Raw genomic sequence first — 25484 nt, 5'->3', positions numbered from 1 at the left:
TGACGGGGACTGTTTGAGAACACACGGGGGTGTTCTTCTCATGACCGAAATCTTCGAGCGCATCACGGACGGGCTCACCGGGGTCGAGGAGGCCGCGAGCGAGATCGCCGCGGCCGCCGTGGGGGAACTGGCGCCGTACGTGGCGCCGTTGACGGTGCCGCCGGTGCTGCGGCCCGAGTCCGGTGACGTCCGGCAGGAGACGGAGATCGCGCTGCGGCCCACATGGCAGCGGCTGCACCCGCAGCTCCCGCCGACGCTGATGTGGGGCTACGAGGGGTCCGTACCGGGCCCGACCATCGAGGTGCGGCGCGGGCAGCGCGTCCGCATCGCCTGGACGAACCGCATTCCCCAGGGCGGTGAATTCCCGGTGACCGCGGTGGAGGTGCCCAACCCGCCGACCGAGCCGGGCCAGGACCCGCCGCCCTCGCCGAGCACCCTGCCGGGCCGCGACGGCGTCGCGGCGAACGCGGACGTGGCCGCGCTGCCCGCCTGGACCGTGACACATCTGCACGGCGCGCAGACGGGCGGCGGCAACGACGGCTGGGCGGACAACGCGGTGGGCTTCGGCGACGCCCAGCTCTCCGAGTACCCGAACGACCACCAGGCGGTGCAGTGGTGGTACCACGACCACGCCATGAACATCACCCGCTGGAACGTGCAGGCGGGCCTGTACGGCACGTATCTGATCCGCGACGACGAGGAGGACGCCCTCGGGCTGCCCTGCGGGGAGCGGGAGATCCCGCTGCTGCTCGCCGACCGGAACCTGGACACGGACGAGGACGGCCGGCTCAACGGCCGGCTGCTCCACAAGACCGTGATCGTCGACCCGGCGAACGAGGAGACCGGCAAGCCCGTGACCCTGCCGTTCGCCGGGCCGTACACGACGGTCAACGGACGGATCTGGCCCTTCGCGCGGGTCGACGCGGGCTGGTACCGCTTCCGCCTGGTCAACGCGTCGAACGCGCGGATCTACAACCTGGTGCTCATCGACGAGGACGGCGAGCCGCTGCCCGGCGTCATGCACCAGATCGGCAGCGACGGCGGACTGCTGCCCAGGCCCGTCCCGGTCGACTTCGACGAGGCGCTGCCCACGCTGACCGTCGCGCCCGCCGAGCGCATGGACCTCCTCGTCGACTTCGCCTCCCTCGCCGGCCGGCGGGTGCGCCTGGTCGACAAGGGCCGCAACGAGGCGCCGGGCGTCCCGGACGTGCCGGGCGGCGTGCGCTACCCGCAGGTCATGGAGTTCCGCGTCGGCGAGTGCGGTGAGCCCGACCCGTTCGTGCTGCCCGAGGTGCTCTCCGGCTCCTTCCGGCGGCTGACGCACGACATCGAGCACGGCCACCGGCTGATCGTGCTGACACCGCCCGCGACCAAGGGCGGCGGCGGACACCCGGAGATGTGGGAGATGGAGGACGTCACCGAGGACGCCGACAGCATCCAGGTGCCCAGTGACGGCGTCGTCCAACTGGTCGACGACAAGGGCAGGCTGAAGACCTACCGGCGCACCGCCCGGACCTTCAACGACGGCCTCGGCTTCACCATCGCCGAGGGCACCCACGAACAGTGGAGCTTCCTGAACCTCGCGGTGAACCCGCCGGTCGTGCACCCCATGCACATCCACCTCGCCGACTTCCAGATCCTCGGGCGGGACGCGTACGACGCCTCGGGATTCGACGTCGAGGTGGGCGGCACGGTCAAGCCGGTCGCGTTCGACCCGGACCGGGTGATCCCGCTGCCGCCCAATGAGCAGGGTCACAAGGACGTGTTCCGGTCCCTGCCCGGCCAGATGCTGCGCGTGATGGGGAAGTTCGACGGCGCGTACGGCCGTTTCATGTACCACTGCCATCTGCTGGAGCACGAGGACATGGGCATGATGCGGCCCTTCGTGGTGATGCCCGCTGAGGCCCTGAAGTTCGACCACGGGGCCGGGCACGGCGGGGGCCACGGGGGCCATGGGGGTCACACGGGCTGACGCGTCCGAGCGTGCCCCGCACTCTCACTCGTTCGTGGAACGTGGCGCGCGAGCGCGGAGGGTAGGGCTCCGGCCGTGGCCGAACGGGCCGGGACCGGAGGCGGACGATTCATGGAACAGACTGCGTTGCGGCCCAGGGCGATGCCGGGATCCGGTGGGCCGAGGGGCAGGCCGGGGGAGACGTCGCGGTCCGGGCCGCCGCCAGGTGAGCCCGGCGGCGGCTCGACCGGGCCCGGTTCCACCGGGTCCGACTCCACCGGGGCCGCGAAGGCCCGGGGACGGCGCCTCGGCGGCGCGCTCTGCGGGCTGCTGTGCGCGGTCCTGCTGCTGCTCGCCGGGATCGGCCTCGGCACCGTGGGGACCGGTGTCATCGGGATGGGCCGGCTCGCCGAAACGACCCGGCAGGACCCGCCCCCGGCCGGGCCGGGACCGGCGGCCCCGCCCGCGAGCGCCGCGCCGGACCCCGGCGCGGCGCCCGCGTCGCCTCCGCCGGTGAGGGGCGGCCTCGGCGTCGAGGTCGTCGACGCCCCCAAGGGCGCGGGCGCACTCGTCGTCGCCGTGCACGTCCCGGGCCCCGGCAACACCGGCGGCCTGGCCCGCGGCGACGTCCTCGTGGCCCTCGGCGACCAGCGCGTCGGCTCCGCGCTCGACCTCGCGGCGCACGTCGCCGACGCGGCGGACGCGCGACCGGGGCGACAGCTCGTCGTCACCGTCCGGCACATCGACGGGCAGCTCCAGAAGCTGGCCGTGACCCCCGGGGTGGTCACGTGACCGGCGCGCGCGACGGGCGTGAGGGAGCCGGGTTCGGCGCGCGCCCCGCACGGGACGCCTGAAATCATGGGCAGAGGTCGGTCTCGCGCCGTCCCGCGCCGCCGGGCAGGATGACTGCCCGTACGACCCGCCCTCAGGTACGTCCCCGTACGAAAGGCCAGGACATGACGACCGGTACCCCCGCGCCCTTCACCGCCGCCGACTACAAGGCCCGCATGGACCGTGCCGCGCAGTCCGCCGCCGACGCGGGGCTCGCCGGGGTACTGGTCGCGCCGGGCCCCGACCTCGTCTGGCTCACCGGCTACCACGTGCCGGCCGACACCGAGCGGCTCACGCTCCTCGTGCTCGCGGCCGGCCAGGAGCCCACGCTCGTGGTGCCGACCCTGGAGGCGCCCGACGCCGCCAAGGCCGCCGGAGCCGATGCCATGACGCTGCGCGACTGGACCGACGGCAAGAACCCCTACGCCGTCACGGCCCCGCTGCTCGACGTCGCGGGCCGCTTCGGGGTGAGCGACAACGCCTGGGCGATGCACCTGCTCGGCCTCCAGAGGACGCTGCCCGAGACCTCGTACGTCTCCCTGACCGAGGCCCTGCCGATGCTGCGCGCCGTGAAGGACGCCGCCGAACTGGAGCGCCTCGCCGCGGCCGGGGCCGCCGCCGACGCGACCTACGAGGAGATCAAGAAGGTCGCCTTCGCGGGCCGCAAGGAGAACGACATCGCGCGCGACCTGTCCGACCTGCTGAAGCGGCACGGGCACTCCCAGGTCGACTTCACGGTCGTCGGCTCGGGCCCCAACGGCGCCAACCCGCACCACGAGGCGGGCGACCGCGTCATCGAGCACGGCGACATGGTGGTGCTCGACTTCGGCGGCCTCAAGCACGGCTACGGCTCCGACACCACCCGTACGGTGCACGTCGGCGAGCCGACCGACGAGGAGCGGAAGGTCCACGACATCGTCCGCGAGGCGCAGACCGCGGCCTGCGACGCGGTGCGGCCGGGGATCGCCTGCCAGGACGTCGACCGGGTGGCCCGCAAGGTCATCACCGACGCCGGGTACGGCGAGTACTTCATCCACCGCACCGGGCACGGCATCGGCGTCACCACGCACGAACCGCCCTACATGATCGAGGGCGAGAAGCAGGAGCTGGTGCCCGGCATGTGCTTCTCCGTCGAGCCGGGGATCTATCTGCCGGGGCGGTTCGGGGTCCGCGTCGAGGACATCGTGACCGTCACCGAGGACGGCGGCAGGCGCCTCAACGCGACGGCGCGCGAGATGGCGATCGTGGGCTGAGGCCGCGATGCCGTCCACGCCGCAGCAGCCGACCGCCGAGACGGTCCGCCGCGTCCTGGGGGCGAGGCTCCCGGACACGGCGGCCGTCCGGGCCGCCGACGACCCGCCGTTCACCTGGTGGATCGGTGACACGCACGTCCTGCGGCTGGCCCACGACAAGGCCGCCGCCGCCCGCCGCGCACGGGAACTGCGGCTGCGCGATCTCGTACGCCCCCTCGTGCCGGTCGCCGTGCCGACCGGTGTCGCCACGGGGGAGTGGGCGCCGGGCCTCAGCTACGCCCTCGACACCCGGCTGCCCGGCTCGACCGCGCAGGAGCGCGAGGTCACCGCGGCGGGCGAGGAGAACCTCGCCGGGCTGCTCACGGCGCTGCGGGCGGTGCCCCTGGCCCGCGCCGCGCAGCTCGGCGTCCCGAAGGTCGCGCCGCGCTCCCTGGAGCAGCTGCGCCGGCAGGCCGGTCCCGCGGCCCAGGAGCTGGACGACAAGGGCGAGTTCGACGCGGAGCGGCTGCGGCAGCTCACCGCCCAGGCGGTCGCGCAGCTCGGCGCGCAGGGCGAACCGGTACTCGTCCACCACGGTCTGTCCGGCGAGCACCTGATCGTGACGCCCGACGGCCGGGTGACCGGCGCTCTCGGCTGGGGCGACGCCTTCATCGGCGACCCCGCCGAGGACATCGCGTGCCTCGCGGCGGCCGTGGGCGCGCGGGCCGCGGTGCGCTCCGCGACGCTCGCGGGATACGGGCCGCGCTCCTGTCTGCGCGGCCTGTGGCTGGGGCGCTGCGACGCGGTGGTCCGGCTCGCGGAGGGCCTCGGCGCGGCGTCCCCGGGGGCGCTCGCGCTGCTGCGGGTGCGGTTGGAGCGGGTCTGGGAGCCGATCCTGCTGGAGCTGGTGTCCGAGGGGTGACCGGGGGGCGCCCCCGGTCACCCCTTCGCCCTACGGCGCCACCGCCACCACGCTCGACTCCGCTGGAACCGTCAGCACACCGTCCCGGCCCGGCAGGGCCACCGGCTCCCACGCGGCCAGCAGCCGCGCCACCGGGCGGCCCAGCGGGATCGACACCGGCGTCTTCGACAGGTTCACCGCCACGCGGAGGTCACCGCGCCGGTAGGCGATCCACCGCGCCCCCTCGTCGTACGCGACCTTGACCGCCGCCAGGTCCGGGTCCCGGAGGTCGGGGCGGGCGTGCCGCAGGGCGATGAGTTCGCGGTACCAGGCGAGCACGCGCGCGTGGTGGCCCGTTTCCCGCTCGTCCCAGTTCAGGCAGGAGCGCTCCCGGGTGGCCGGGTCCTGCGGGTCGGGGACGTCCTCCTCGGCCCAGCCGTGCGCCGCGAACTCCCGCCGCCTGCCCTTGCGCACGGCCTCGGCGAGGGCCGGATCGGTGTGGTCGGTGAAGTACTGCCAGGGCGTGCTCGCCGCCCACTCCTCGCCCATGAACAGCATGGGCGTGAACGGGCCGGTGAGCACCAGCGTCGCCGCGCACGCCACGAGGCCGGGGGAGACGAGCGCGCCGAGCCGGTCGCCCTGCGCCCGGTTGCCCACCTGGTCGTGGGTCTGCGTGTAGGCGAGCAGCCGGTGCGCGGGCACCGTGGCGCGGTCCAGCGGGCGGCCGTGGCGGCGGCCCCGGAACGACGAGTACGTGCCGTCGTGGAAGTACCCGCGCGTGAACGTCTTGGCGAGCGCCGCCATCGGCTGCCGCGCGAAGTCGGCGTAGTAGCCCTGGCGTTCACCGGTGACGGCCGCGTGCACCGCGTGGTGGACGTCGTCGTTCCACTGCGCGTGCAGCCCGAGACCGCCCCGCGCGCGCGGGGTGATGACGCGCGGGTCGCCGAGGTCGGACTCGCCGACCAGGAACAGCGGCCGGCCGAGCTCCTCGGCGAGCGCGTCCACGGCCGCCGACAGCTCCTCCAGGAACGGCAGGGCGCGCTCGTCGTGCAGCTCGTGGATCGCGTCGAGCCGCAGCCCGTCGAGCCGGTAGTCGCGCAGCCAGGCGAGCGCGCTGCCGATCAGATAGGCCCGCACCTCGTCGGAACCGGCCGCGTCCAGGTTCACGGCGCTGCCCCACGGCGTGTGGTGCGTGTCCGTGAAGTACGGGCCGAACGCGGGCAGATGGTTGCCGGACGGGCCCAGATGGTTGTGGACGACGTCGAGCACGACACCGAGACCGTGCTCGTGCGCCGAGTCGACGAACCGCTTCAGGCCCTCGGGGCCGCCGTACGGCTCGTGCACGGCCCACAGGTCGACCCCGTCGTACCCCCAGCCGTGCCGCCCCGGCACCGGGCACAGCGGCATCAACTCGACGTGCGTCACGCCCAGTTCCGCGAGATGGCCCAGCCGCTGCGCCGCGGCGTCGAACGTGCCCTCCCGCGTGTACGTCCCCACGTGCAGCTCGTACAGGACCGCGCCGGTCAGCCCGCGCCCGGCCCAGTCGCCGCGCCACGCGTAGCGCCGGTGGTCGACGACCGCGCTCAGACCGTCCGGGCCGTCCGGCTGGCGCCGCGAGCGCGGATCGGGCAGCACGGGGCCGCCGTCGATCGCGAACCCGTACCGCGTGCCGTCCTCGGCCTCGGTCCGCCCGGACCACCACCCGTCCCCGCGGTAGGGGTCGCGCGACAACGCGCGCGTGGTGCCCTGTTCGTTCCCCGCGCCCTCCACATGGAGCGCTACGTGCTCGGCCTGCGGTGCCCACACCTCGAACTGCACGGACCGTACCCCCTCGTGACCGGATGCCTGCCGACAGTGACGAATGATCCCCATGGTGCGTCAGTTGTGATCCCTGCGGGGCGGTTTCGGCCCGCTGGGGCGCGTGTCACACGCTGACGCGCGCCATCGCGGGGCACGGACGCGGCCCGCGCTCCCGCTTTTCTGGACACTACGGCCTCCACTGCCCGACAATTCCCTGTGTGACGTCCTCTTTTGAACACCACACGTACCCGGCTCGGCTCTCTGACGCCGAGCGGGACCGTGCCCTGAAGGTGCTCAGGGACGGCGTCGCCCTCGGCCGGTTGTCGCAGGACACGTTCGTGCGCCGGATGGAACTGGTGCTGGCCGCCCGCAGGACCGAGGAACTCGACCGGCTCACCGCCGATCTGCACCAGGAGGGCCGCTGGTCGCGGGCGTTCTTCGGCAGCGTGGCAGCGGTCTCCGGCTTCCCCGAGCGGCTGCGCAGGGCGTGGACCCTGGAGCGGCTGCCGAAGCTGCTGCTGCCCCCGGTCGGCTCCGCGTACCCGCTGCGCATCGGCCGTGACCCGGTCAACGGACTGCGGCTCAGCCACGACACGGTCTCGCGGGTCCACGCCGAGCTGAGCAGGCAGGGCGGTACGTGGGTGCTGCGCGACCTCGGCTCCACCAACGGCACGACGGTGAACGGGCGGCGGGTGATCGGCGCGGCGATCGTGCGGGACGGGGACCAGGTCGCCTTCGGGCGCATGGCGTTCCGCCTCTCCGCGGCCTGACCGGGCCGGCAGGTGTGCCCCGGTCCGGCGGGGCGGCCTGAAGCACCCGCGCTCACCCGCGCGCGTGCCGCACCGCCGCCACCGTCGTCCGCGCCTGGTGCTCGACCTGGTGGGCCACCGGCACCCAGCGCGCCCCGAACCGCTCCGCGTACACCTCGCACCACCGCGTGACCAGCGCGTCGAGCCGGGGCGCCGCCACGTCGTCGGCCTCCTCCAGGACCCGCAGCAGCATCGCCGCGGCCCGCAGCGGCAGCCGCCGGGCGAAGGCGTCGATGCTGCCGATGTACGCCATCGTCGCGTCCGGCGGTGGTGGCTGGACCCAGTCGTCCGCGAGCCCCGGCACCAGGCCGAGGGCCCACCGGGCCGCCCCGAGCAGCGGACCGCCGGTGTCCCGGAGCCGGGGCAGGGCCTCCGCGAGGATCTCCTCCACGAGCCGGGTGTCGCGGCTGAGCCGGGCCGACAGCCGCCGCAGCGCCCGCTCCGGCGCCGGATGCGGCGCCGGGTCGTCCACCAGGTCACTGGCCCACATCGGCACCTCCACGATCGCCGTGGAGCCGCCGTAGCGGTGCGCGTGGTGCCACGTCGACAGGCGCGCGTCGTCGGGCAGGCTCGGGAACGCGGCCTGCGCGTCCAGGTCCGGCATCACGTGCACGCCGCGCCCCGACGTCGGCCAGCCCGCCGCGTCCGACGCACCCGTCTCCACCGGTATGTGCAGCTCGGCGGCCGACTTCGCGAACGGCTCGGCGAGCCCCGGTATGTCCCGCGTCAACTGCACCCAGCTGCCGCCCAGTTCGGTGCCGTGCAGGGACACCTGGAGGTAGGGGCGCACCTCGTCGATCACCCCGACCAGGGTCGTCGTCTCCGGGGGCAGCCGGTCCGGCGGCAGCACCGACGGCGACCACTCCGGCTGCTCGGCGCCCGTGGGCCGGAAGAAGCCCCGGTGGTAGTCGAGCAGCGAGCGCGGCTGCGGCGCGTTGTGCAGCGCCGCCCCGTCCGGGTCCGCGCACAACAGGAAGTGCCACGACCGGTCGGTCCGCAACTCCCGCTCGTAGAGGGCTCTTTCGGCCAGATGCAGGGCCGTCGGCCCACCCGTGGGCTCATTGGCGTGCGCCCCCGCGACGACGAGGACCGCGCGCCGGTCGTGCCCGACGGACAGCAGATGCAGGGGGCGCCCTCCGCGCGACGTCCCGACCTGGCGCAGGCGGCACAGGTCGGGTCGGTGAGACGTCAGCTCCCGCGCTGACTGGACCAATTCGGCCGAGGTGGGGTATCGCTGCTCCGTCAGGTGACTCACCCCCGTTGGTGCTCCCGGCGTCAGCAATCCGCAGTACCCCATGCTCTGCTCCGTGTGTCAAGAAGGCCTCTGCGGCGGCGCGCGGCCCCGCGGCAGGGAAAGGATCGCGCCACCGTCGCCCCCCGCGCAGGTCAGACCCACCCGTCACCCTGCGTCGCCGCCGTCACTCGTACGGTCGCACGGAGACTGCGTGACGCGGGCCTCGGTGGTGCGCTGGGAGGAGCCGCGCGCAGCGACCAATGCGCGCCCCGGTACGGAGTGGAGCCCCGCTGTGCTGTGCCCTCCCGGACCGGTCTCGTGTGCCGTCCCCCCGGGGTCCTGCCCGCCCGCGACGCCCGCGACGCCGCCCCCGAGCCTCGCCGCGCCGGATACCGCGCACGACCCGTTCCCGCTGTACCGCACGCTGCGGGCCCGACACCCGCTGCACTACGACGAGGGCTTCGGCGCGTGGCTCCTCAGCCGCTACGCGGACGTACGCGCGGCGCTCGCCGACCCCCGCCTGGTCGCGCCGCCGCCCGGCCGGACCTTCCCGCACCTGGAGGAGGCCACGCACGCCGCGCACCGCGCGCTGCTCTCCCCGGCCCTCCAGGGGCGCGCCCTGGCCGCCCTGAAGGCGAGCGTCGCGCGCACCGCCCACGTCCTCGCCCACCGCGTCGCCGGGCGCCAGGAGGCCGACCTGGTCGAGGAGTTCTGCCACTGGCTGCCCGTCGCCACCGTGGTCCGCGCCCTCGGCCTGCCGTACGAGGACACCGCCCACGTCACCGCCCTGTGCCGCTCCGGCCTCACCCACCTGGGCGGCGCCCCGCCCGCCCTGGACGACTATCTGCGCCCCCGGCTGGCCCGCCGCCGCGCCCACCCCACGGACGACCTCCTGGGGGCCCTGTGCGCCGCGCGGGCCGACGGCCGCCCGCTGTCCGACGAGACGGTCTGCGGGCTCGTGGCGACGTTCCTCGGGGCGGGCGGGGACGCCACCGACCGTGCGCTCGCCGCGCTCCTCGCCAACCTCCTCGACCACCCCGACCAGTTGGCGCTCGTGCGGGCCCGCCCCGAACTCGTCGACGCCGCCTGGGCCGAGTCGCTGCGCCGCGACCCGGCCGCCCACGTCGTGCTGCGCCGGGCCCTCGCGCCGGTCCCGGTGAGCGGCGGCACGATACCGGCGGGCGCCACGGTCGCGTGCCTGGTGGGCGCGGCGGGCCGGGACGCGACCCGGTTCGCCGACCCCGACCGCTACGACCTGTTCCGCGCGGCACCGGGGCAACTGGCCTTCGGCGCGGGCCGGCACCGCTGCCCCGGCGTGCCGCTCGCCCGCCTCACCGCCGACGCGGGGCTGCGCGCCCTGCTGACGGTGCTGCCCGCGCTGCGCTGGGCGCCGGGCTTCCGGCCGCGCTACGAGGGGCTGCTCACGCGGTCCCCGCAGGCGCTGGTCGTGCGGATCGGGTGAGACGCCGCACCGGCGCGCGGCGCAGGCTCAGCCCGCCTGGTCGCCCGCAACCTGGTCGCCTGAGAGCTCGTCGTCCGTGGCCTCGTCGGCCGGTACGAGGAGGGCCACCGGGAGGCGCCCGAAGAGTTCCGCCACGCGCGCGTGGCCCTGGAACGACCGGCCCGGCGCCAGCAGGTCGACCCACTCGCCCTCGGGCAGCGCCAGGCGCGTCGACCGCCAGCCACCGGCCTCGGCGAGCCGCAGGGAGAACCGCGTCACCGCCACGACCGCCCGGCCCCCGCGCGCGTAGGCGACGCAGTGCGCCTCGCCGGGGCCCTCGGCGGGCAGCGGCTCGTACGTGGCGCCGTCGCCGAACCAGTCGGGCCGCGCCCGCCGCAGCCGCAGCGCCGCGCGGGTGAGCGCCTCCTTGTCGTCGCGCTCGTCCTGAGCGAACCGGGCAGGTGCCCGGTTGTCCGGGTCGACCAGGGCCCGGTACTCGTGCTCCGTGCCCTGGTAGAGGTCCGGCACGCCCGGCATCGTGAGGTGGACCAGGGCCGTGCCCAGGATGTTCGCCCGCACGTGGGGTGCCAGGCCGTCCATGAAGGCCAGCACCTCGTCGCCGGGCGGTCCGCAAGGGCCGGACGCGACGAAGTCCGCCACCGCGCGCTCGTACTCGGCGTTCTGCTCCGTCCACGTCGTGAACAGGCCCGCCTCGCGCGCGTGCTTGAGCATCGCGCCCCGCAACCGCTCCGGCTCGGCGGGGCCGAGCCCGGCCAGGGACTGCCAGGCGGCCCAGGCCAGTTGAGGGTCGGGCGCGCTCGTGGCGCCGCCCCGCGCGGTCCGCTCGGTGACCTCCACGAGCAGCGTCTCCCACCGCTCGGGGCACTGCGTCAGGACGGCGATCGACGCCCGTACGTCGCCGCTGCGCTTGGTGTCGTGCGTGGACAGGGCCGTCGACGTACTGGGCCAGTCGCGCTGCACGCGCGCGCAGTACGCGTGGAAGGCCGCCACCGGGACGGCGGGGTCGCCGGGGCTGCCGCCCACCTCCAGGGCCGACAGCAGCGGCGTGTACCGGTAGAACGCCTTGTCCTCCACGGACTTGGCGCGCAGCGCGGAAGCGGTCTGCGCGAACCGGGCGCGGAACGCCGTGTGCGCCGGGCCCGCGCCGCGCCGCCCCAGCGCCAGGTCCCGTACGGCGTCGACCGCGCGGGCCTCCTCGGCCACCGTGAACGCGTCCTTCGCCTCCTGCGCCGCGGAAGCCGTCAGGACCGTCTCAGGAGGCTCGCCACCGGTCACGTAGGGCCGGTACACCGGGACCCGCACCAGAAGCTCGCACAGCGCCGTACGCAGCGCCCAGGGGGCGTGGTCGCGCAGCTCCGGCTCCTCGTCGCACAGAGCGGCGGCCTCGCGGGTCAGCCGGTCCACCTCGGTGGCCAGTTCGTGCCTGACGACGCGGAGCGCGGCGCGGCGCGCGGTCGCGGGCCAGTTCCCGCCGAGGTCCGCAGCGGCGCCCGTGAACCGGCGGAACAGGCCCACGAGTTGATCGGCTCCGGCCGGATCGGTGAACAGCCCGTCGATGTGACGCAGCGCGTCGTACCCGGTGGTGCCGGCGACCGGCCACGCCGCGGGCAGTCGCTCCTCGTCCTCCAGGATCTTCTCGGCGACGGTCCACCGGCCGCCCGTCGCCCCGCTCAGGCGCTGGAAGTAGGCGCCGGGGTCCGCGAGCCCGTCGGGGTGGTCGATGCGCAGCCCGTCCACGACCCCCTCGCGCAGCAGCGAAAGCACCTTCCCGTGCGTCGCCTCGAAGACCTCCGGGTCCTCCACCCGTACGGCGATGAGATCCGAGATCGTGAAGAAGCGGCGGTAGTTGAGCTCGGTGCGGGCCAGCCGCCACCACGCCAGGCGGTACCACTGCGCGTCGAGCAGTTGGGGCAGCGGCAGCTTCTGGGTGCCCTCGCGCAGCGGGAAGGCGTGTTCGTAGTAGCGCAGTACGTCGCCGTCCACCTTCAGGTGCGGCAGTTCCTCACCCACGCGGCCACCCAGGACCGGCAGCAGCACCCGCCCGCCCTGCGCCTCCCAGTCGATGTCGAACCAGCGCGCGTACGGGGACGACGGCCCGTCCCGCAGTACCTCGCGCAGGGGACGGTTGTGGGACACGGCCGCCGCCATGTGGTTGGGCACCAGGTCCACGACCAGGCCCAGCCCGTGCCCGTGCGCCGCGCGGGCCAGGTCCCGCAGCCCCTCCTCCCCGCCCAACTCGCCGCGCACGCGCGCGTGGTCCACCACGTCGTAGCCGTGCGTCGAACCCGGCACCGCCTCCAGGACCGGCGACAGGTGCAGGTGCGAGACCCCCAAGGAGGCCAGATGGGGGACAGCGGCCGCCGCGGCGGCGAACCCGAAGTCGGGTTGCAGTTGGAGCCGGTACGTGGCCGTCGGGGGCGTCGTCGGCGGTGTCGGGCGCTGAGGCGTCATGGGAACCTACGTACCCCCACCGCCCCGTTTCGTGTCATCGACGCATGCGTACGCGCACGCGTGCGTCGATAACGTCGAACGATGCCTGGTACATCCACCCGTGCGGCCGGAACGCTCGGCGCGTACCGCGACGTGCTCGCGGCGACCGGGCGGCCGCTGCCGGTCGTCTCGTTCCTCGGGCGGCTGCCGGTCGCGGTGATCCAGTTCGGCAGCGTCCTGCTGGTGACCCGCACCAGCGGCTCCCTCGCCACCGGAGGCGTCGTCGCCTGCGCCCTCGCGCTCGGCCAGGTGGCGATGGGCCCCCTCGTCGGACGGCTCGCGGACCGGCACGGCCAGCGCCCCGTCGTCCTCGCCTTCGCGCTGCTCAACGGCCTCGCTGTCGCCGTCTACACACTGGCCGCGCTCGCCGGGCTGCCGACGGCGGCGCTGATCGCCCTGGGCGTGCTCGCGGGCGCCACCGTCCCCGGCATCGGGCCGCTCGCGCGCGCCCGCGGTGTCGCCCTCGTGCGCCGGGAGGGCGGCGACGAACGGGTGGTGAACGCCGTGCTGTCCCTGGAGTCGACCATGGACGAGCTCAGCTTCGTCCTCGGACCCGCGCTCATCGGCGTCGCCTCCGTGGTGGCGCACCCCGCCTACGCGTTCGGCGCCGCCGCGCTCCTCGTCGCCGTCTGCGGCACCGCGTTCGCCCTGCACCCCACCGCGACGGCGGTGCCGGCCGCACCGGCCGCCGCACGACCACGCGCGCGTGCCGACCGGCCGCGGCTGCCGCGCCAGGTCCACGTGGTGCGCGTCGGGCTCGTCCTCCTCGGCATCCTGCTGGGCGGCTGCGGCGCCGGAATCACCGCGCTCACCGAGGAACTGGGCCACGCCGACCAGGCGGGGCTCGTGTACGCGGCGATGGGCGTCATGAGCGCCGTCGTCGGCCTGGCCATGGCGGCGGTGCCCGCCCGGTACACGCTGCGGGCCCGCTGGCGCGTCGCCACCGCCGCCGCGGCCCTCCTCTCGCTGCCGCTCCTCGTCGCCCACTCCCTGCCGCTGCTGTACGTCCTCGTGACCGTGTTCGGCGCCCTGTTCGCGCCCAACCTGATCACCGGGTTCGGGCTCACGGAGCAGGCCGTGCCCCGCGAACGGCTCGGCGAGGGCATGACGGCCGCCGTGAGCGCGTTCGTCGGCGGGCAGGCCGTCACGCTCGCCGTGGCGGGCCGTCTCGCGCAGTCCCACGGCCCCGCTGCCGCCTTCGCGGTGGGCAGCGTGGCCGCCGGGGCTGCCTTCCTCGTCGCACTGCGCGTACGGCCCTTCCGGGCGCCCGCGGTGGCTACGCCGGCCGCTGCAGCACCGTGAGGCTGCGGCCTTCGACCGTGACCCGGTCGCCCGCCTGCACCTTCTGGCCCTCGCCCGCCGCGAGCCCGGCCGTCAGCGCCGTGTCGATCACGGCCTGCCACTGCCGCCCGTGGTCGACCGGCACCACGAAGTCCGTGGGCTCGGGCGAGGCGTTGAACAGCAGCAGGAACGAGTCGTCCTGGATGCGCTCGCCGCGCTCACCGGGCTCCGAGATCGCGTTGCCGTTGAGGAACACCGACAGGGCGCGCGCCTGCGCCGCGCCCCAGTCCTCCTGCGTCATCTCCTCGCCCTCCGGGGTGAACCACGCGATGTCCGACAGGTCGTCGTGCGTGCCCTCCACCGGACGGCCGTGGAAGAAGCGCCGCCTGCGGAACACCGGATGGTCGCGGCGCAGCCGCACCATCGCGCGCGTGAACTCCAGGAACGGGTCCACGGGCTCGTCGGGGTCGGGCCAGCGCACCCACGCCAGTTCGTTGTCCTGGCAGTAGGCGTTGTTGTTGCCGCTCTGGGTGCGCCCGAACTCGTCGCCGTGGCTGAGCATCGGAACGCCCTGCGACAGCATCAGCGTGGCGACGAAATTGCGCATCTGGCGCTCGCGCAGGTCGAGCACCGCCTGATCGTCCGTCTCGCCCTCGGTGCCGCAGTTCCACGACCGGTTGTGGCTCTCTCCGTCGCGGTTGCCCTCCCCGTTGGCGTCGTTGTGCTTGTCGTTGTACGACACCAGGTCGCGCAGCGTGAAACCGTCGTGGCAGGTCACGAAGTTTATGGAGGCCAGAGGGCGGCGCCCGTCGTCCTGGTAGAGGTCCGAGGAGCCGGTCAGCCGGCCCGCGAACTCGGCCAGCGTGCGCGGCTCGCCGCGCCACAGGTCCCGTACGGTGTCGCGGTACTTGCCGTTCCACTCCGTCCACAGGGGCGGGAAGTTGCCCACCTGGTAGCCGCCCTCGCCGACGTCCCAGGGCTCCGCGATGAGCTTGACGCGCGAGATCACCGGGTCCTGCTGCACCAGGTCGAAGAACGACGACAGCCGGTCCACCTCGTGGAACTGCCGGGCGAGGGTGGCCGCGAGGTCGAAGCGGAACCCGTCGACGTGCATCTCCTCGACCCAGTAGCGCAGCGAATCCATGATCATCTGGAGGACGTGCGGGGACCGCATCAACAGCGAGTTCCCGGTCCCCGTGGTGTCCATGTAGTACTTCGGGTCGTCGGTCAGCCGGTAGTAGGAGTGGTTGTCGAGGCCCTTGAAGGACAGCGTCGGCCCCAGGTGGTTGCCCTCCGCCGTGTGGTTGTAGACCACGTCCAGGATGACCTCGATGCCCGCCTGGTGCAGCGCCCGCACCGCGGACTTGAACTCCAGGACCTGCTCGCCCCGATCACCCCACGACGCGTACGCGTTGTGCGGAGCGAAGAAGCCGATCGTGTTGTAGCCCCAGTAGTTGTTGAGGCCCATCTCGACCAGCCGGTGATCGTTGACGAACTGGTGGACCGGCATCAACTCGAGCGCGGTGACGCCCATTTCCGTGAGGTGCTCGATGATCGCCGGATGCGCCAGCGCCGCGTAGGTGCCGCGCAACTCGTCCGGCAGCGACGGATGCCGCATCGTCAGGCCCTTCACATGGGCCTCGTAGATCACCGTCTCGTGGTACTCCGTGCGCGGCAGCCGGTCGTCGCCCCAGTCGAAGTACGGATTGACCACCACCGAGGCCATCGTGTGCGGCGCCGAGTCCAGGTCGTTGCGCTCGTCCGGCGAGCCGAACGGATAGCCGTACACCGCCTCGTCCCAGTCGATCCGCCCGCTGATGGCGCGCGCGTACGGGTCGAGCAGCAGCTTCGCCGAGTTGCAGCGCAGGCCGTGCTCCGGTTCGTAGGGGCCGTGCACCCGGTAGCCGTAGCGCTGCCCCGGCATGATCCCCGGTAGGTAGGCGTGCCGCACGAAGGCGTCCGCCTCCCGCAGCTCCACGGCGGTCTCCGAGCCGTCGTCGTGCAACAGACACAGCTCGATACGGTCGGCGGCCTCCGAGAAGACCGCGAAGTTCGTTCCGGCACCGTCGTACGCGGCACCCAGCGGATACGCCTGTCCAGGCCAGACCTGCATGCTGACGACTCTTCCTTCCCCAAACCCTCGATTCCGTTCGAGCAGGGGATGTCCGGGTGGCCCGGCGGTCCGGGCGGCATAGAACACTCTCTCCCCGAAAGTGAGGCAACCACACGGGAGTTGATGCCCTCTTACAAGATGACCAAGTCGGTCCGGCACGCCCTCGACCGGGGCTGCCGGGGAAGTTGGGGGAAGATGTGCGCACTACGGTGAGACGCCATCTGGGGAAGCTGATGGCGGTGGTGGCGCTCGCGGTCGCGGGCGGAGCCGTCGCGGTCGGCGTGACCCTGCCGGAGGACGGCGGGAGCGACATGACGAGGGCGGGGGCCGCGCGGCAGGACGCGGTGGCCCCGGAGGGCACCGTGGAGCCCGCGCCCGCCGAGGACGCGAAGGGGGTGGGGCGCGATCCGCTCACGGACGCGGAGACGGAGCGCGCGGAGAAGCTGGCCACGGCGGCGAACAACCTGCGGATGGACGCGCGGGACGTGGAGGGCGACCGCGGCCCCCAGCACCTGTCGACGAACCTGACGGAGGTCGACCCGGGCCTCGCCGGCGCCGCCGCCGGCCAGCGGCGCGCCGACGTCGTGTACTACGACTACAAGAGCGACTCCGTCGTCACGAAGACGGTGAACCTCGACACGGGGAAGGTCGAGGACAGCAGGACCGACCAGGGCGTGCAGCCCCCGCCCAGCCAGGGCGAACTAGCCGAGGCCGCGCAGCTGTTGATGGCCGACCCGCTCGGCGCGGACCTGAAGGCCGACTACAAGGACGCCACCGGCAAGCAGCTCACCAAGGCGGGTCAACTGGAGCTGAGCGGGATGGTGTTCCGCAAGAAGACCGTCGCGGACGTCCCGGCCGACCTCGCGAAGTGCGGCGAGCACCGCTGCCTGCGCGTCATCACCAAGGTCGTCAACGGCCCGTGGATAGACACCCGGGCGCTCGTCGTCGACCTGAGCGACCGGTCCGTCGGCCGCCTCGGCTGAGCGCCCACCCGTCACTGTCTTCTCCTCCATGAAGGAGCCCTTCCGTATGCACGTCATGCACGGCACAAGACTTCCGCGCGCCCGCAGGCGGCCCGCGGCCCTGCTCACCGGTCTCGCGGCCACCGCGCTGCTCACCGGCACCCTCGCCACCGCTCCCGCCGCCTCGGCGGCCCCGCCGCAGGCGCCCGCCGCGGCCGCCCCCGACTGCTCGGAGGCGTACCGCATCGAGCAGACCCTCGACGGCGGCACGACCTGGCGCATGTGCTGGCACTACAACACGCTGTCCGGACTCGTCCTGGACGACGTCAGCTACCAGCCCAAGGGCGAGGCCGCACCGATCCGCGTCCTCACCAGTGCCCGGCTCGCGCAGGTCCATGTCCCCTACGACGACGGAGAAGCCGAGTACGACGACGTCACCGGCACCGACTTCGGGCAGGCACTGCAAGACCTGAAGCCCGCCGAGTGCCCCGGCGGCACCATCAAGACCGTCAAGGTGCCCGACATGGGCAACGTGAAGGGCCTGTGCACCACCACGCGTGCGCGCGGGCACGCGTACCGGCTCAGCGACGACGAGTCGACGGGCGGCAGCGGCAAGGTCTTCGCCGCCCAGGGCAAGGACCTCCTCGTCTACACGGTCAACAAGGCGTCCTGGTACGAGTACATCACCGAATGGCGCTTCTCCTCCGACGGCACCATCACCTCCAACGTGGGAGCCACCGGCAGCCTCTCCCCGTACGACTACGACGGCACCGACGGCAAGGGCTGGCCCATCGGCAAGGGCGCGACCGCCTACGCCGAGAGCCACAGCCACAACGTCTTCTGGAGGCTCAACTTCGGCCTGGACGGCTCGCCCAAGGCCAAGGTCGAGCAGTACGACTCCAAGGTGACCCCGCCCCGCGGCGACGGCTCGCCCACCACGAAGACCACCCGCACGCCCGTCACCAAGGAACTCGCGGGCGACGTCAAGGCCATGCGGTGGTGGCGCGTCGTCTCCACCGCGGGCAAGAACAAGGACGGCCACCCCAGGTCGTACGAGTTCGTTCCCGGCCGGACCAACAAGTTCCCGGGGCGCGCCTTCACCAAGCACGACGTCTACTTCACCGAGTACAAGAAGTGCGAGCAGTACGCGAGCGACAATCCGTCGGCGAACTGCGCGGGCACCAGCGTCAACAAATGGGTGAACGGGCAGACGCTGAAGCATCCGATCACGTGGGTCAACATCGGGTTCCACCACATCGCCCGGGACGAGGACCAGCAACCCATGCCGGTCCACTGGCAGGGCTTTTCGCTGGCCCCCAGGGACGTGACCGCTATGAATCCGCTCACTCCGGCCGACCTGGCGGGACAGAACGGCGTTCCCCCGAACGGCAGTTGAGAAACGAGCGGCCTCATCCGGCTGCATCGCCACCCGCTCCCGGAGTACCCTTCCTTGATCGTTGCTGGGGGCTGTGCTCCACCAGTGAGGGCTCGACAGGCTCGGGGGAGCGGAAGGCGGTGCGGAGCGGGTGAGCTCGGGAGGGCTGGAGCTGCCCCCTGGTGACGAGGGTCACGAGGGCCAGGACAGCCAGGAGGCAGCCTCCACGGACATCCCGCCACAAGCGGTGTCACTGGCCAGGCCCATGGACGTGACGTCGCAGATCGGACCGGAGCTGGACTGGGGCGCCGACGCGTGGAGCGAGGTCCGTACGCGCGCGCAACGGGCGGGGCGGGCCTACATCTGGCTGAACCTGGTGGAGCAGCGGCTGCGCGCCGTCGTCGCCGCCGTGCTCCGCCCCGTCTACGCGCCGGTGCACGGCGAGGACTGGGTGGTCGCGGCGGCGGGGCCCGCCGGGCAGGAGTGGGTGCAGCGGGCCGTCGCCGTGCGCGAGGTCAGCCGCCGCAAGGGGTATCTCCTCGACCCGGCCGACGACAACGTGCTGTCGTTCCTGACCCTGCCGCAGCTGCGCGAGCTGATGGTGCAGCACTGGCCGTGCTTCGAGCCGTACTTCGACGACCGGCGCGACGTCGAGCTCGCCCTGGACGAGCTGGAGGTCACGCGCAACGTGGTCTCCCGCAACCGGGCCCTGTCCGAGACGGTCCTCGCGCAGGCCGAGCGCGCCTCCGCGCGCCTGCTCGAGATACTCGGCGCGGGCTCGGACGTCCCCTCGGCCCGCCGGCTGCCCGTCGACGCCGTCGAGGACCTCGTCGGCGACCGGTACGCGGACGTGGTGGGCGTGCATTCGGACCGGGTCAGGCTGCTGCGCCAGTTCCCGGCCGAGGACCTCTTCGGCGGGGCGCGCCGCCTCGACGTCATCGGCATAGGCCTCAACCTGCTCGTGCAGAACTTCTCCGGCCGCCGCCTGGTCCGGCTCGCCGAGTCGGGCTGCCGCGTACGGCTCCTCTTCCTCAACCCGGCGTCCAGCGCGGTCAAACGCCGCGAACGGGAACTCGGGCTCAAAAGGGGCGAGTTGAGCCGTTCCGTCGAGATGAACATCCTGCACATGCGCCGGGTCAGGGCCCGGCTCAAGGACCCTGGCGCCTTCGAGATCCGCGTCTTCGACGAGACGCCGCGCTTCACCGCCTACCTCGTGGACGGCGACGGCTCGGACGGCATAGCCGTCGTCCAGTCCTATCTCCGCCGCACGCGGGGGATGGAGGCGCCGGTGCTCGTGCTGCGCGGCGGCGGCCGGATCGTGAAGGCGAGCGCGTCGTCCGACACGGGTGAGAACGGGCTGTTCGTGACGTACCGCGACGAATTCGAGCAGGCGTGGGCGGACGCGCGGCCGGTGTCCTAGGGCCCGTCGTTCGGATCAGGCCGGATTGTCAGTGGGGCGTGCGAAGGTGGTGGTCACTTGGGGGAACGCACCACGAGAAGGGGGCTGCCATGGGCTGGCACCGGGAGCTGATGATCGGCTTCGACCTGGAGACGACCGGGACCGATCCGCGCGAGGCGCGCATCGTCACCGCCGCCGTCATTGAGGTGAAGGACGGCGCGGTCCTCGGCCACCGGCAGTGGCTGGCCGATCCCGGAGTGCCGATCCCGGACGAGGCGATCGCGGTGCACGGCGTCAGCAACGAGCGGGCGGCCGCCGAGGGGGAGCCGGCCGACCGGGTCGCCGACGCCATAGCGGACGTGCTGGTCGGGTACTGGCGCACGGGGGTGCCGGTGGTGGCGTACAACGCGACGTTCGACCTGACGCTGCTCTCGGCCGAACTCGTCCGGTACGGCCTGCCGTCGCTGCGGGAGCGCCTCGCCGGCGTCGATCCGGCGCCGGTCGTCGACCCGTACACGATCGACCGCACCGTCGACCGCTACCGCAAGGGCAAGCGCAACCTCGAAGCGGTCTGCACCGAGTACGGCGTCACCCTGGCGTCCGCCCACGACGCGTCGGCGGACGCGCTGGCCGCGGCGCAGCTGGCCCACGCGATAGGCGAGCGCCACGCGAAGGTCGCGCAACTGGGGGCGGCCGAGCTGCACCGCAGACAAGTCGAGTGGTACGCCGAGTCGGCGGCGGACTTCCAGAACTTCCTGCGCCGCAAGGGCAACCCGGACGCGGTGGTGGACACGGTGTGGCCGATAGCCGCCACCTCCGGCACCCCCGCGACCTCCGGCTCCTCTGCCGCGTCCGGCAATTCCAGCCCGTCCGGCGCTTGAGGACATCTTTTCCGCCGGTTCGGCAACCCCAGCCCGTCCGGCGTTTGAGGACGATCCTTCAGCCGGTCCGGCGCTTGAGGACCGGCGGCCTCAGAACGGGTACCACCGCACCGCGGGGTCCCCGTCCCGCAACGACGCCACCCGCCGCCGAAACTCCGTCAACGCCTTCGGGTTGGACGGCGCATGCTGCGCCACCCACGCACAGGACGCCGTCTCCCGCGCCCCGCGCAACACCGGGCACCCCTCCCACTCCCGTACATCCCACCCATACGTGGACACGAACCCGTCGTACGCCTCCGCAGGCAACCCGTACCGGTCCCGCGACAGCGCCATGACGACCAGGTCGTGCTCCCGAAGATCGGAGGAGAACGTCTCGAGGTCGACGAGCACGGGCCCCTCGGGCCCGATGTGCACATTGCGCGGCAGCGCGTCCCCGTGGATCGGCCCGCTCGGCAACCGCGGGGTCAGCGCCGCCGCGGCCGCCGCGAACCCGTCCCGCCGCTCACGGAGATAGTCCGCGTCCGCCGGGTCGATCGCGTCGCCCGCGAGCCGCAGCCAGCGCTCGACCCCGCCGAGGAGTTCCCGCCGCGGCAACTCGAACCCGGTCGGTGCGGGCAGCGCGTGCACGAGCTTGAGCAGTTCCGCCACGTCCCGCGGTTCGGCCGGGCGGACGGCCGCCGGGATGCGGTGCCACACCGTCACCGGGTGCCCGTCCACGACGAGCGCCTCGTCCTTCGCGGCGCGCACCGCGGGGACGCCGTGCGCGGCGAGGTAGGAGGCGATGGCGACCTCGCGGCGGGCCCGGTCGAGGAGTTCGGCGCCGCCGTGCTCGATGCCGCGGCCGACCTTGACGACGAGGTCGCCGGTGGCGAACACCGCGTTCTCGCCGAGCGCGATCAGCTCAGCGGTGCGGGGCGCCTCGGCGGTGCCGTCGATCACGTCCGCCTGCGCCAGCACGTCCCGTGCCCGTGCCTCGTCCATCCCGTGCCTCCCGGGTTCCCGCGTATCGCCTGGTAGGGGGCCAGTTTCGCACCTGGGGCGAGGTGGGGTGCGCCGTGGGCGGGGGTGAAAAGCGGTGGACGGGGTGGTGGGGGTGGGGTCAGCATGTGGGGTATGTGCAGCGCAGCGATGATGGCCGTTTCGGTGACCCGCGGCGTTCTGGGCTGCGCGCCTGCCGTTCGGCTGCGTGTGGCCCCGGTGCTCTGACCGTTCCGGTCGTCCTGACGCTTACCGGCGCGTTCCCTTTCGGCGTCCGTTGCCCGGTCGCGGGGCTCTGCCCCGGACCCCGCTCCTCAAACGCCGGAGGGGCTTGATATTGCCGCGCCCCCGACGACACGGTCCCTCTCAGGTCAGAGCGCCCTCATCCGCCCCTTTTCCGTACGGATGACAAGGACCGTTGGCCATGGCCGCCCGTTCCACCGGCACGTCGCGATCGCGTGTGCTCTCGCAGAATTTTCTGACTGATCGTGCTGCCGCGCACCGCTTCGCGCGGCTCGCTGCTTCGGACTGTGTTCCGGACCGTGTTCCGGACTCCGGGAGCGCTCCGGCTCCCGTTCCGCTCCTCCTCGAAGTGGGCGCCGGCAAAGGCGCGTTGACCGCGCCGCTCGCCCGGCGGGCCCCGGCGCTCGTCGCGTACGAGATCGACGGGCGGCTCGTCGACGGGTTGCGGGAGCGGTTCGCGGGGCAGGGCCACGTCCGCGTACGGCACGCGGACTTTCTCGACGTGCGGCCGCCCCGCACTCCGTTCGCGGTCGCCGGGAACGTGCCGTTCTCACGGACGTCCGCCGTCGTCGACTGGTGCCTGCGCGCCGACCGGCTGACCGCCGCGACCCTCCTCACCCAGCTCGAATACGCCCGCAAACGCACCGGGGACTACGGGAGTTGGACCCGGCTCACCGTCCTGACCTGGCCGCGCTTCGAGTGGCGGCTGCACGGCCGGGTGCCGCGCACCGCGTTCCGCCCGGCGCCGCGGGTTGACGCGGGTGTGCTGCGCATCGAGCGCCGGGCGACGCCGCTGCTGACACCGGCCGAGTACCCCGCGTACGAACGGCTCGTCGCGCTCGGCTTCTCCGGCGTTGGCGGCAGCGTGCGCGCGTCGCTGAGCCGCGCGTACCCGCGCCGCCGGGTCGAGGCGGCGATGCGCGCCGCGGGAATCCCGGGGTCCGCGCTCGTCGGACAGGTCGCTCCGGGGCAGTGGCTGAGGCTGTGGGGCGCCTTGGGCCGGTAACCGGAAAAACATTGCACGAGACGTCTCGTCTCGCGTACGGTGGGGGCATGACGAACCCGAATCACGGCAAACGTGCCCACATCGCCATGTTCTCCATCGCCGCCCACGGGCACGTGAACCCGAGTCTCGAAGTGATCCGGGAGCTCGTCGCCCGTGGGCACCGCGTCACGTACGCGATTCCGCACCTGTTCGAGGAGAAGATCGCCGAGACCGGCGCCGAGCCGGTCCTCTACCGCACGACGCTCCCCGGCCCCGACGACGACCCGGCGGCGTGGGGGGCGACGCTGCTCGACAACGTGGAGCCGTTCCTGGACGACGCGATCAGTGCGCTCCCGCAGCTGATCGAGGCGTATGAGGGGGACGGGACGGAAGGAAGCGGGGTCGGGGTGCCCGATCTCGTGATCCACGACATCACCTCGTATCCGGCGGGCGTCCTCGCTCATCGCTGGGGTGTGCCCGCGGTGACGCTCTCGCCGAACCTCGTCGCCTGGGAGGGGTACGAGGAGGAGGTCGCCAAGCCTATGTGGAAGGAGCCCCGGCAGACGCCGCGCGGAAAGGCGTACTTCGCGAAATTCGACGCGTGGCTCAAGGAGTGCGGACACCCGCAGAACGCGGACGAGTTCTGGGGGCGCTACGACCGCACTCTCGTGCTCATTCCGAAGGCGTTGCAGCCCCACGCCGACCGGGTCGACGAGAAGCGCAACACCTTTGTCGGCGCCTGCCAGGGCGACCGGTCCGCGCAGGGCGAATGGGAGCGTCCCGCCGACGCCGAGCGTGTCCTTCTGGTCTCGCTCGGCTCGTCGTTCACCAAGCAGCCCGACTTCTACCGGGAGTGCGTGAAGGCATTCGGCGATCTGCCGGGCTGGCACGTCGTGCTCCAGGTCGGCAAGCACGTCACCGCGGACGACCTCGGGGCGGTCCCCGGCAACGTGGAGGTGCGTCAGTGGGTGCCGCAGCTGGCGATCCTCAAGCAGGCCGACGCGTTCATCACGCACGCCGGCGCCGGTGGCAGCCAGGAAGGCCTGGCCACGGCCACGCCGATGGTCGCCGTGCCGCAGGCCGTCGACCAGTTCGGCAACGCCGACCTGTTGCAGGGCCTCGGCGTCGCCCGGCACGTCCCGAAGGAGGAGGCGGACGCCGAGACGCTCCGCGAGGCCGTCCTCGGGCTCGTCGACGACCCGGAGGTGGCGCGCCGCCTCGCCGCGATCCAGCGGGAGATGGCGAACGAGGGAGGAACGCGGCAGGCGGCCGACCTCATCGAGGCCGAGTTGCCCGCGTAGTACGGCCCGCACCGCGGACGGCTAGACGCGATTTTTCACGGAACGGTTCCACCGTTCCGTGAAAAGCGTGTGCGCGTGAGATAACGAAATCGACTCGCTTAACACCTACGACCGATACCCCCCGGAAAAGGTTGCGTTCGTCCGTTCTTGAACTTGTTGAGAACTGATTCTTACGCTGAGGTGAACCTACTTATGTGAACAGAGAAAGCTGGCGCGCCTCATGCCCCGAGACATACCGTCGTTGCCCGAAGTGCGGCGCATCACACAGAAGAAGCGCGACGCGTGGTGGACCGTCCTGCTCGTCGACCCGCTCGCCACACCGCTCGTACGGATCACGGCGCGCTGGACCCGCATCACCCCGAACCAGATCACGTGGGGCGCCCTCGTCCTGGGGCTCGGAGCGGCCGCCTGTTTCGCCATGGGGAGCTGGCCCTGGCTGATCGCCGGAGCCGTCGTCTACCACCTGAGCTTCGTCCTCGACTGCATGGACGGCAAGGTCGCCCGGCTCACCGGACAGGGCTCCGTGTTCGGCGCCTGGCTCGACTACATCTTCGACCGCGTCCGGGTCATGGCCTGCGCCGTGGCGCTCATGGGCGGGGAGTTCCACCGCACCGGCGAACTGATCTACATCTGGCTCGCCGTGGCCGTCGTCTTCCTCGACGGACTGCGCTACATCAACTCGCTGGAGATCTTCAAGACCCGGCACACGATGCGCAAGCAGATCAAGGCCCGGATGCGCGCCGCCCGGCGGGCGGCCGACGCCGAGCGCGTCGCGTTCATGGAGGACCTGCTGCGGGCCAACCCGTCCGCCGACATCGAGCAGGACCTGAACGGCGCGGCCACCGCCACCGCCCTCGACGACGACGGGGAGCCCGCGCACGAGCAGCCGGTCGAGTCCGCGCCGCGTCCCAAGGTCGTGGACCTGCACCAGGAGTTCCGCAGCCGCTTCCCGGTCTATCTGCGCTTCCGGTCCTTCCTGCTGCGCCACCGCATCCGTACGCACCTGATCAGCGGCATCGAGTTCCAGATGGCCGTCTTCGTCGTCGGCCCGCTGCTCGACCAGGTGATCGGCGCGACGATCGTGGCCGGCGCGCTGCTGCTCGTCTTCGAGCTCGCCATCATCTACAAGCTCCTGCTCTCCACTCGCGACTTCGGCCGCACGCTGGAGGCCTTCGAGGCGGACGGCTTCGCGGAGAAGGAGAACGAGAAGGGCCTGTCCGCCGTCGCGTGACGCGAGCGGTGGACAGACCCCTGCG

The 25484-nt window shown here is 72.9% G+C and carries 19 protein-coding genes; 14 read left to right on the top strand and 5 right to left on the bottom strand.

From position 1 onward, the window contains the following. Positions 1-40 precede the first annotated feature (40 nt). The 4 genes from phsA (at position 41) to ACYBSK_RS27470 (ending at position 4936) form a co-directional block, all read left to right on the top strand. A complete protein-coding gene (gene phsA, locus ACYBSK_RS27485; RefSeq protein ID WP_460243728.1) occupies positions 41-1972 on the top strand; it encodes an O-aminophenol oxidase PhsA in 1932 nt (643 codons plus the stop codon). Between the two features lie 111 nt (positions 1973-2083). Then, positions 2084-2743 (top strand): PDZ domain-containing protein, encoded by a 660-nt coding sequence (locus ACYBSK_RS27480; RefSeq protein ID WP_460243727.1) that lies wholly within the window; start codon positions 2084-2086, stop codon positions 2741-2743. Between the two features lie 164 nt (positions 2744-2907). After that, positions 2908-4035: an aminopeptidase P family protein gene (locus ACYBSK_RS27475; RefSeq protein WP_460243726.1), complete on the top strand. Its 1128-nt coding sequence runs from the start codon at positions 2908-2910 to the stop codon at positions 4033-4035. A 7-nt stretch (positions 4036-4042) separates the two neighbouring features. Next, positions 4043-4936 carry an aminoglycoside phosphotransferase family protein gene (locus tag ACYBSK_RS27470; RefSeq protein ID WP_460243725.1) on the top strand — a complete coding sequence of 298 codons (894 nt, stop codon included), beginning with the start codon at positions 4043-4045 and terminating at the stop codon, positions 4934-4936. A 30-nt stretch (positions 4937-4966) separates the two neighbouring features. On the opposite strand, the gene treZ is transcribed toward ACYBSK_RS27470, so the two are convergent. After that, entirely contained in the window at positions 4967-6733 is a 1767-nt protein-coding gene (gene treZ / locus ACYBSK_RS27465; protein WP_457479918.1) for a malto-oligosyltrehalose trehalohydrolase, read from the bottom strand. A gap of 200 nt (positions 6734-6933) precedes the next feature. Here treZ and ACYBSK_RS27460 point away from each other — a divergent pair, with 200 nt between their 5' ends. Further along, positions 6934-7485, top strand: coding sequence for an FHA domain-containing protein (locus ACYBSK_RS27460; protein WP_457479917.1), 552 nt, complete (start codon positions 6934-6936; stop codon positions 7483-7485). A 52-nt stretch (positions 7486-7537) separates the two neighbouring features. Here the strand turns inward: ACYBSK_RS27460 and ACYBSK_RS27455 are convergent, their stop codons facing one another. Further along, positions 7538-8779 (bottom strand): M14 family zinc carboxypeptidase, encoded by a 1242-nt coding sequence (locus ACYBSK_RS27455; protein ID WP_457479916.1) that lies wholly within the window; start codon positions 8777-8779, stop codon positions 7538-7540. Between the two features lie 190 nt (positions 8780-8969). Here ACYBSK_RS27455 and ACYBSK_RS27450 point away from each other — a divergent pair, with 190 nt between their 5' ends. Next, on the top strand, positions 8970-10220 hold the full coding sequence (locus tag ACYBSK_RS27450) for a cytochrome P450 (protein ID WP_460243724.1): 1251 nt from the start codon (positions 8970-8972) through the stop codon (positions 10218-10220). Between the two features lie 27 nt (positions 10221-10247). On the opposite strand, the gene treY is transcribed toward ACYBSK_RS27450, so the two are convergent. Continuing rightward, on the bottom strand, positions 10248-12671 hold the full coding sequence (treY, locus tag ACYBSK_RS27445) for a malto-oligosyltrehalose synthase (RefSeq protein ID WP_460243723.1): 2424 nt from the start codon (positions 12669-12671) through the stop codon (positions 10248-10250). Positions 12672-12752: 81 nt separating this feature from the next. Here treY and ACYBSK_RS27440 point away from each other — a divergent pair, with 81 nt between their 5' ends. Then, on the top strand, positions 12753-14012 hold the full coding sequence (locus ACYBSK_RS27440; RefSeq protein WP_460243722.1) for an MFS transporter: 1260 nt from the start codon (positions 12753-12755) through the stop codon (positions 14010-14012). Here the strand turns inward: ACYBSK_RS27440 and glgX are convergent. Further along, on the bottom strand, positions 13987-16104 hold the full coding sequence (gene glgX, locus ACYBSK_RS27435; protein ID WP_457479912.1) for a glycogen debranching protein GlgX: 2118 nt from the start codon (positions 16102-16104) through the stop codon (positions 13987-13989). The genes ACYBSK_RS27440 and glgX overlap by 26 nt on opposite strands. 209 nt (positions 16105-16313) lie before the next feature. Here glgX and ACYBSK_RS27430 point away from each other — a divergent pair, with 209 nt between their 5' ends. The 4 genes from ACYBSK_RS27430 to ACYBSK_RS27415 all read left to right on the top strand — a co-directional run bounded on the left by ACYBSK_RS27430 (position 16314) and on the right by ACYBSK_RS27415 (position 20721). Next, positions 16314-17087 (top strand): Tat pathway signal sequence domain protein, encoded by a 774-nt coding sequence (locus ACYBSK_RS27430; RefSeq protein ID WP_460243721.1) that lies wholly within the window; start codon positions 16314-16316, stop codon positions 17085-17087. Positions 17088-17142: 55 nt separating this feature from the next. Further along, positions 17143-18462 (top strand): copper amine oxidase, encoded by a 1320-nt coding sequence (locus ACYBSK_RS27425; RefSeq protein WP_460247111.1) that lies wholly within the window; start codon positions 17143-17145, stop codon positions 18460-18462. A 130-nt stretch (positions 18463-18592) separates the two neighbouring features. After that, positions 18593-19861, top strand: a complete 1269-nt coding sequence (locus tag ACYBSK_RS27420) for an SAV2148 family HEPN domain-containing protein (RefSeq protein WP_460243720.1) — start codon at positions 18593-18595, stop codon at positions 19859-19861. An 89-nt stretch (positions 19862-19950) separates the two neighbouring features. After that, positions 19951-20721 (top strand): exonuclease domain-containing protein, encoded by a 771-nt coding sequence (locus ACYBSK_RS27415; protein ID WP_460243719.1) that lies wholly within the window; start codon positions 19951-19953, stop codon positions 20719-20721. A gap of 90 nt (positions 20722-20811) precedes the next feature. Here the strand turns inward: ACYBSK_RS27415 and ACYBSK_RS27410 are convergent, their stop codons facing one another. Beyond that, on the bottom strand, positions 20812-21702 hold the full coding sequence (locus ACYBSK_RS27410) for a phosphotransferase enzyme family protein (protein WP_457479908.1): 891 nt from the start codon (positions 21700-21702) through the stop codon (positions 20812-20814). A gap of 421 nt (positions 21703-22123) precedes the next feature. Here ACYBSK_RS27410 and erm point away from each other — a divergent pair, with 421 nt between their 5' ends. The 3 genes from erm to ACYBSK_RS27395 all read left to right on the top strand — a co-directional run bounded on the left by erm (position 22124) and on the right by ACYBSK_RS27395 (position 25459). Beyond that, positions 22124-22948: an ErmE/ErmH/ErmO/ErmR family 23S rRNA (adenine(2058)-N(6))-methyltransferase gene (gene erm / locus ACYBSK_RS27405; RefSeq protein WP_460243718.1), complete on the top strand. Its 825-nt coding sequence runs from the start codon at positions 22124-22126 to the stop codon at positions 22946-22948. Between the two features lie 47 nt (positions 22949-22995). Further along, complete coding sequence (gene mgt / locus ACYBSK_RS27400) at positions 22996-24228, top strand: macrolide-inactivating glycosyltransferase (RefSeq protein ID WP_460243717.1); 1233 nt, start codon at positions 22996-22998, stop codon at positions 24226-24228. Between the two features lie 220 nt (positions 24229-24448). After that, positions 24449-25459: a CDP-alcohol phosphatidyltransferase family protein gene (locus ACYBSK_RS27395; protein WP_460243716.1), complete on the top strand. Its 1011-nt coding sequence runs from the start codon at positions 24449-24451 to the stop codon at positions 25457-25459. Positions 25460-25484 lie beyond the last annotated feature (25 nt).

The organism is Streptomyces sp. BYX5S (assembly GCF_054724165.1).
Note: the sequence above shows the minus strand (reverse complement) of the source record. Positions and strands in the feature narration are given on the sequence as shown.

Bases quoted from the DNA above. Each gene is read 5' to 3' on its own strand.
- phsA (WP_460243728.1), top strand. From the start codon at position 41: ATGACCGAAATCTTCGAGCGCATCACGGACGGGCTCACCGGGGTCGAG.
- ACYBSK_RS27480 (WP_460243727.1), top strand. From the start codon at position 2,084: ATGGAACAGACTGCGTTGCGGCCCAGGGCGATGCCGGGATCCGGTGGG.
- ACYBSK_RS27475 (WP_460243726.1), top strand. From the start codon at position 2,908: ATGACGACCGGTACCCCCGCGCCCTTCACCGCCGCCGACTACAAGGCC.
- ACYBSK_RS27470 (WP_460243725.1), top strand. From the start codon at position 4,043: ATGCCGTCCACGCCGCAGCAGCCGACCGCCGAGACGGTCCGCCGCGTC.
- treY (WP_460243723.1), bottom strand. From the start codon at position 12,671: ATGACGCCTCAGCGCCCGACACCGCCGACGACGCCCCCGACGGCCACG.
- ACYBSK_RS27440 (WP_460243722.1), top strand. From the start codon at position 12,753: ATGCCTGGTACATCCACCCGTGCGGCCGGAACGCTCGGCGCGTACCGC.
- glgX (WP_457479912.1), bottom strand. From the start codon at position 16,104: ATGCAGGTCTGGCCTGGACAGGCGTATCCGCTGGGTGCCGCGTACGAC.
- ACYBSK_RS27425 (WP_460247111.1), top strand. From the start codon at position 17,143: ATGCACGGCACAAGACTTCCGCGCGCCCGCAGGCGGCCCGCGGCCCTG.
- ACYBSK_RS27415 (WP_460243719.1), top strand. From the start codon at position 19,951: ATGGGCTGGCACCGGGAGCTGATGATCGGCTTCGACCTGGAGACGACC.
- ACYBSK_RS27410 (WP_457479908.1), bottom strand. From the start codon at position 21,702: ATGGACGAGGCACGGGCACGGGACGTGCTGGCGCAGGCGGACGTGATC.
- erm (WP_460243718.1), top strand. From the start codon at position 22,124: ATGGCCGCCCGTTCCACCGGCACGTCGCGATCGCGTGTGCTCTCGCAG.
- mgt (WP_460243717.1), top strand. From the start codon at position 22,996: ATGACGAACCCGAATCACGGCAAACGTGCCCACATCGCCATGTTCTCC.
- ACYBSK_RS27395 (WP_460243716.1), top strand. From the start codon at position 24,449: ATGCCCCGAGACATACCGTCGTTGCCCGAAGTGCGGCGCATCACACAG.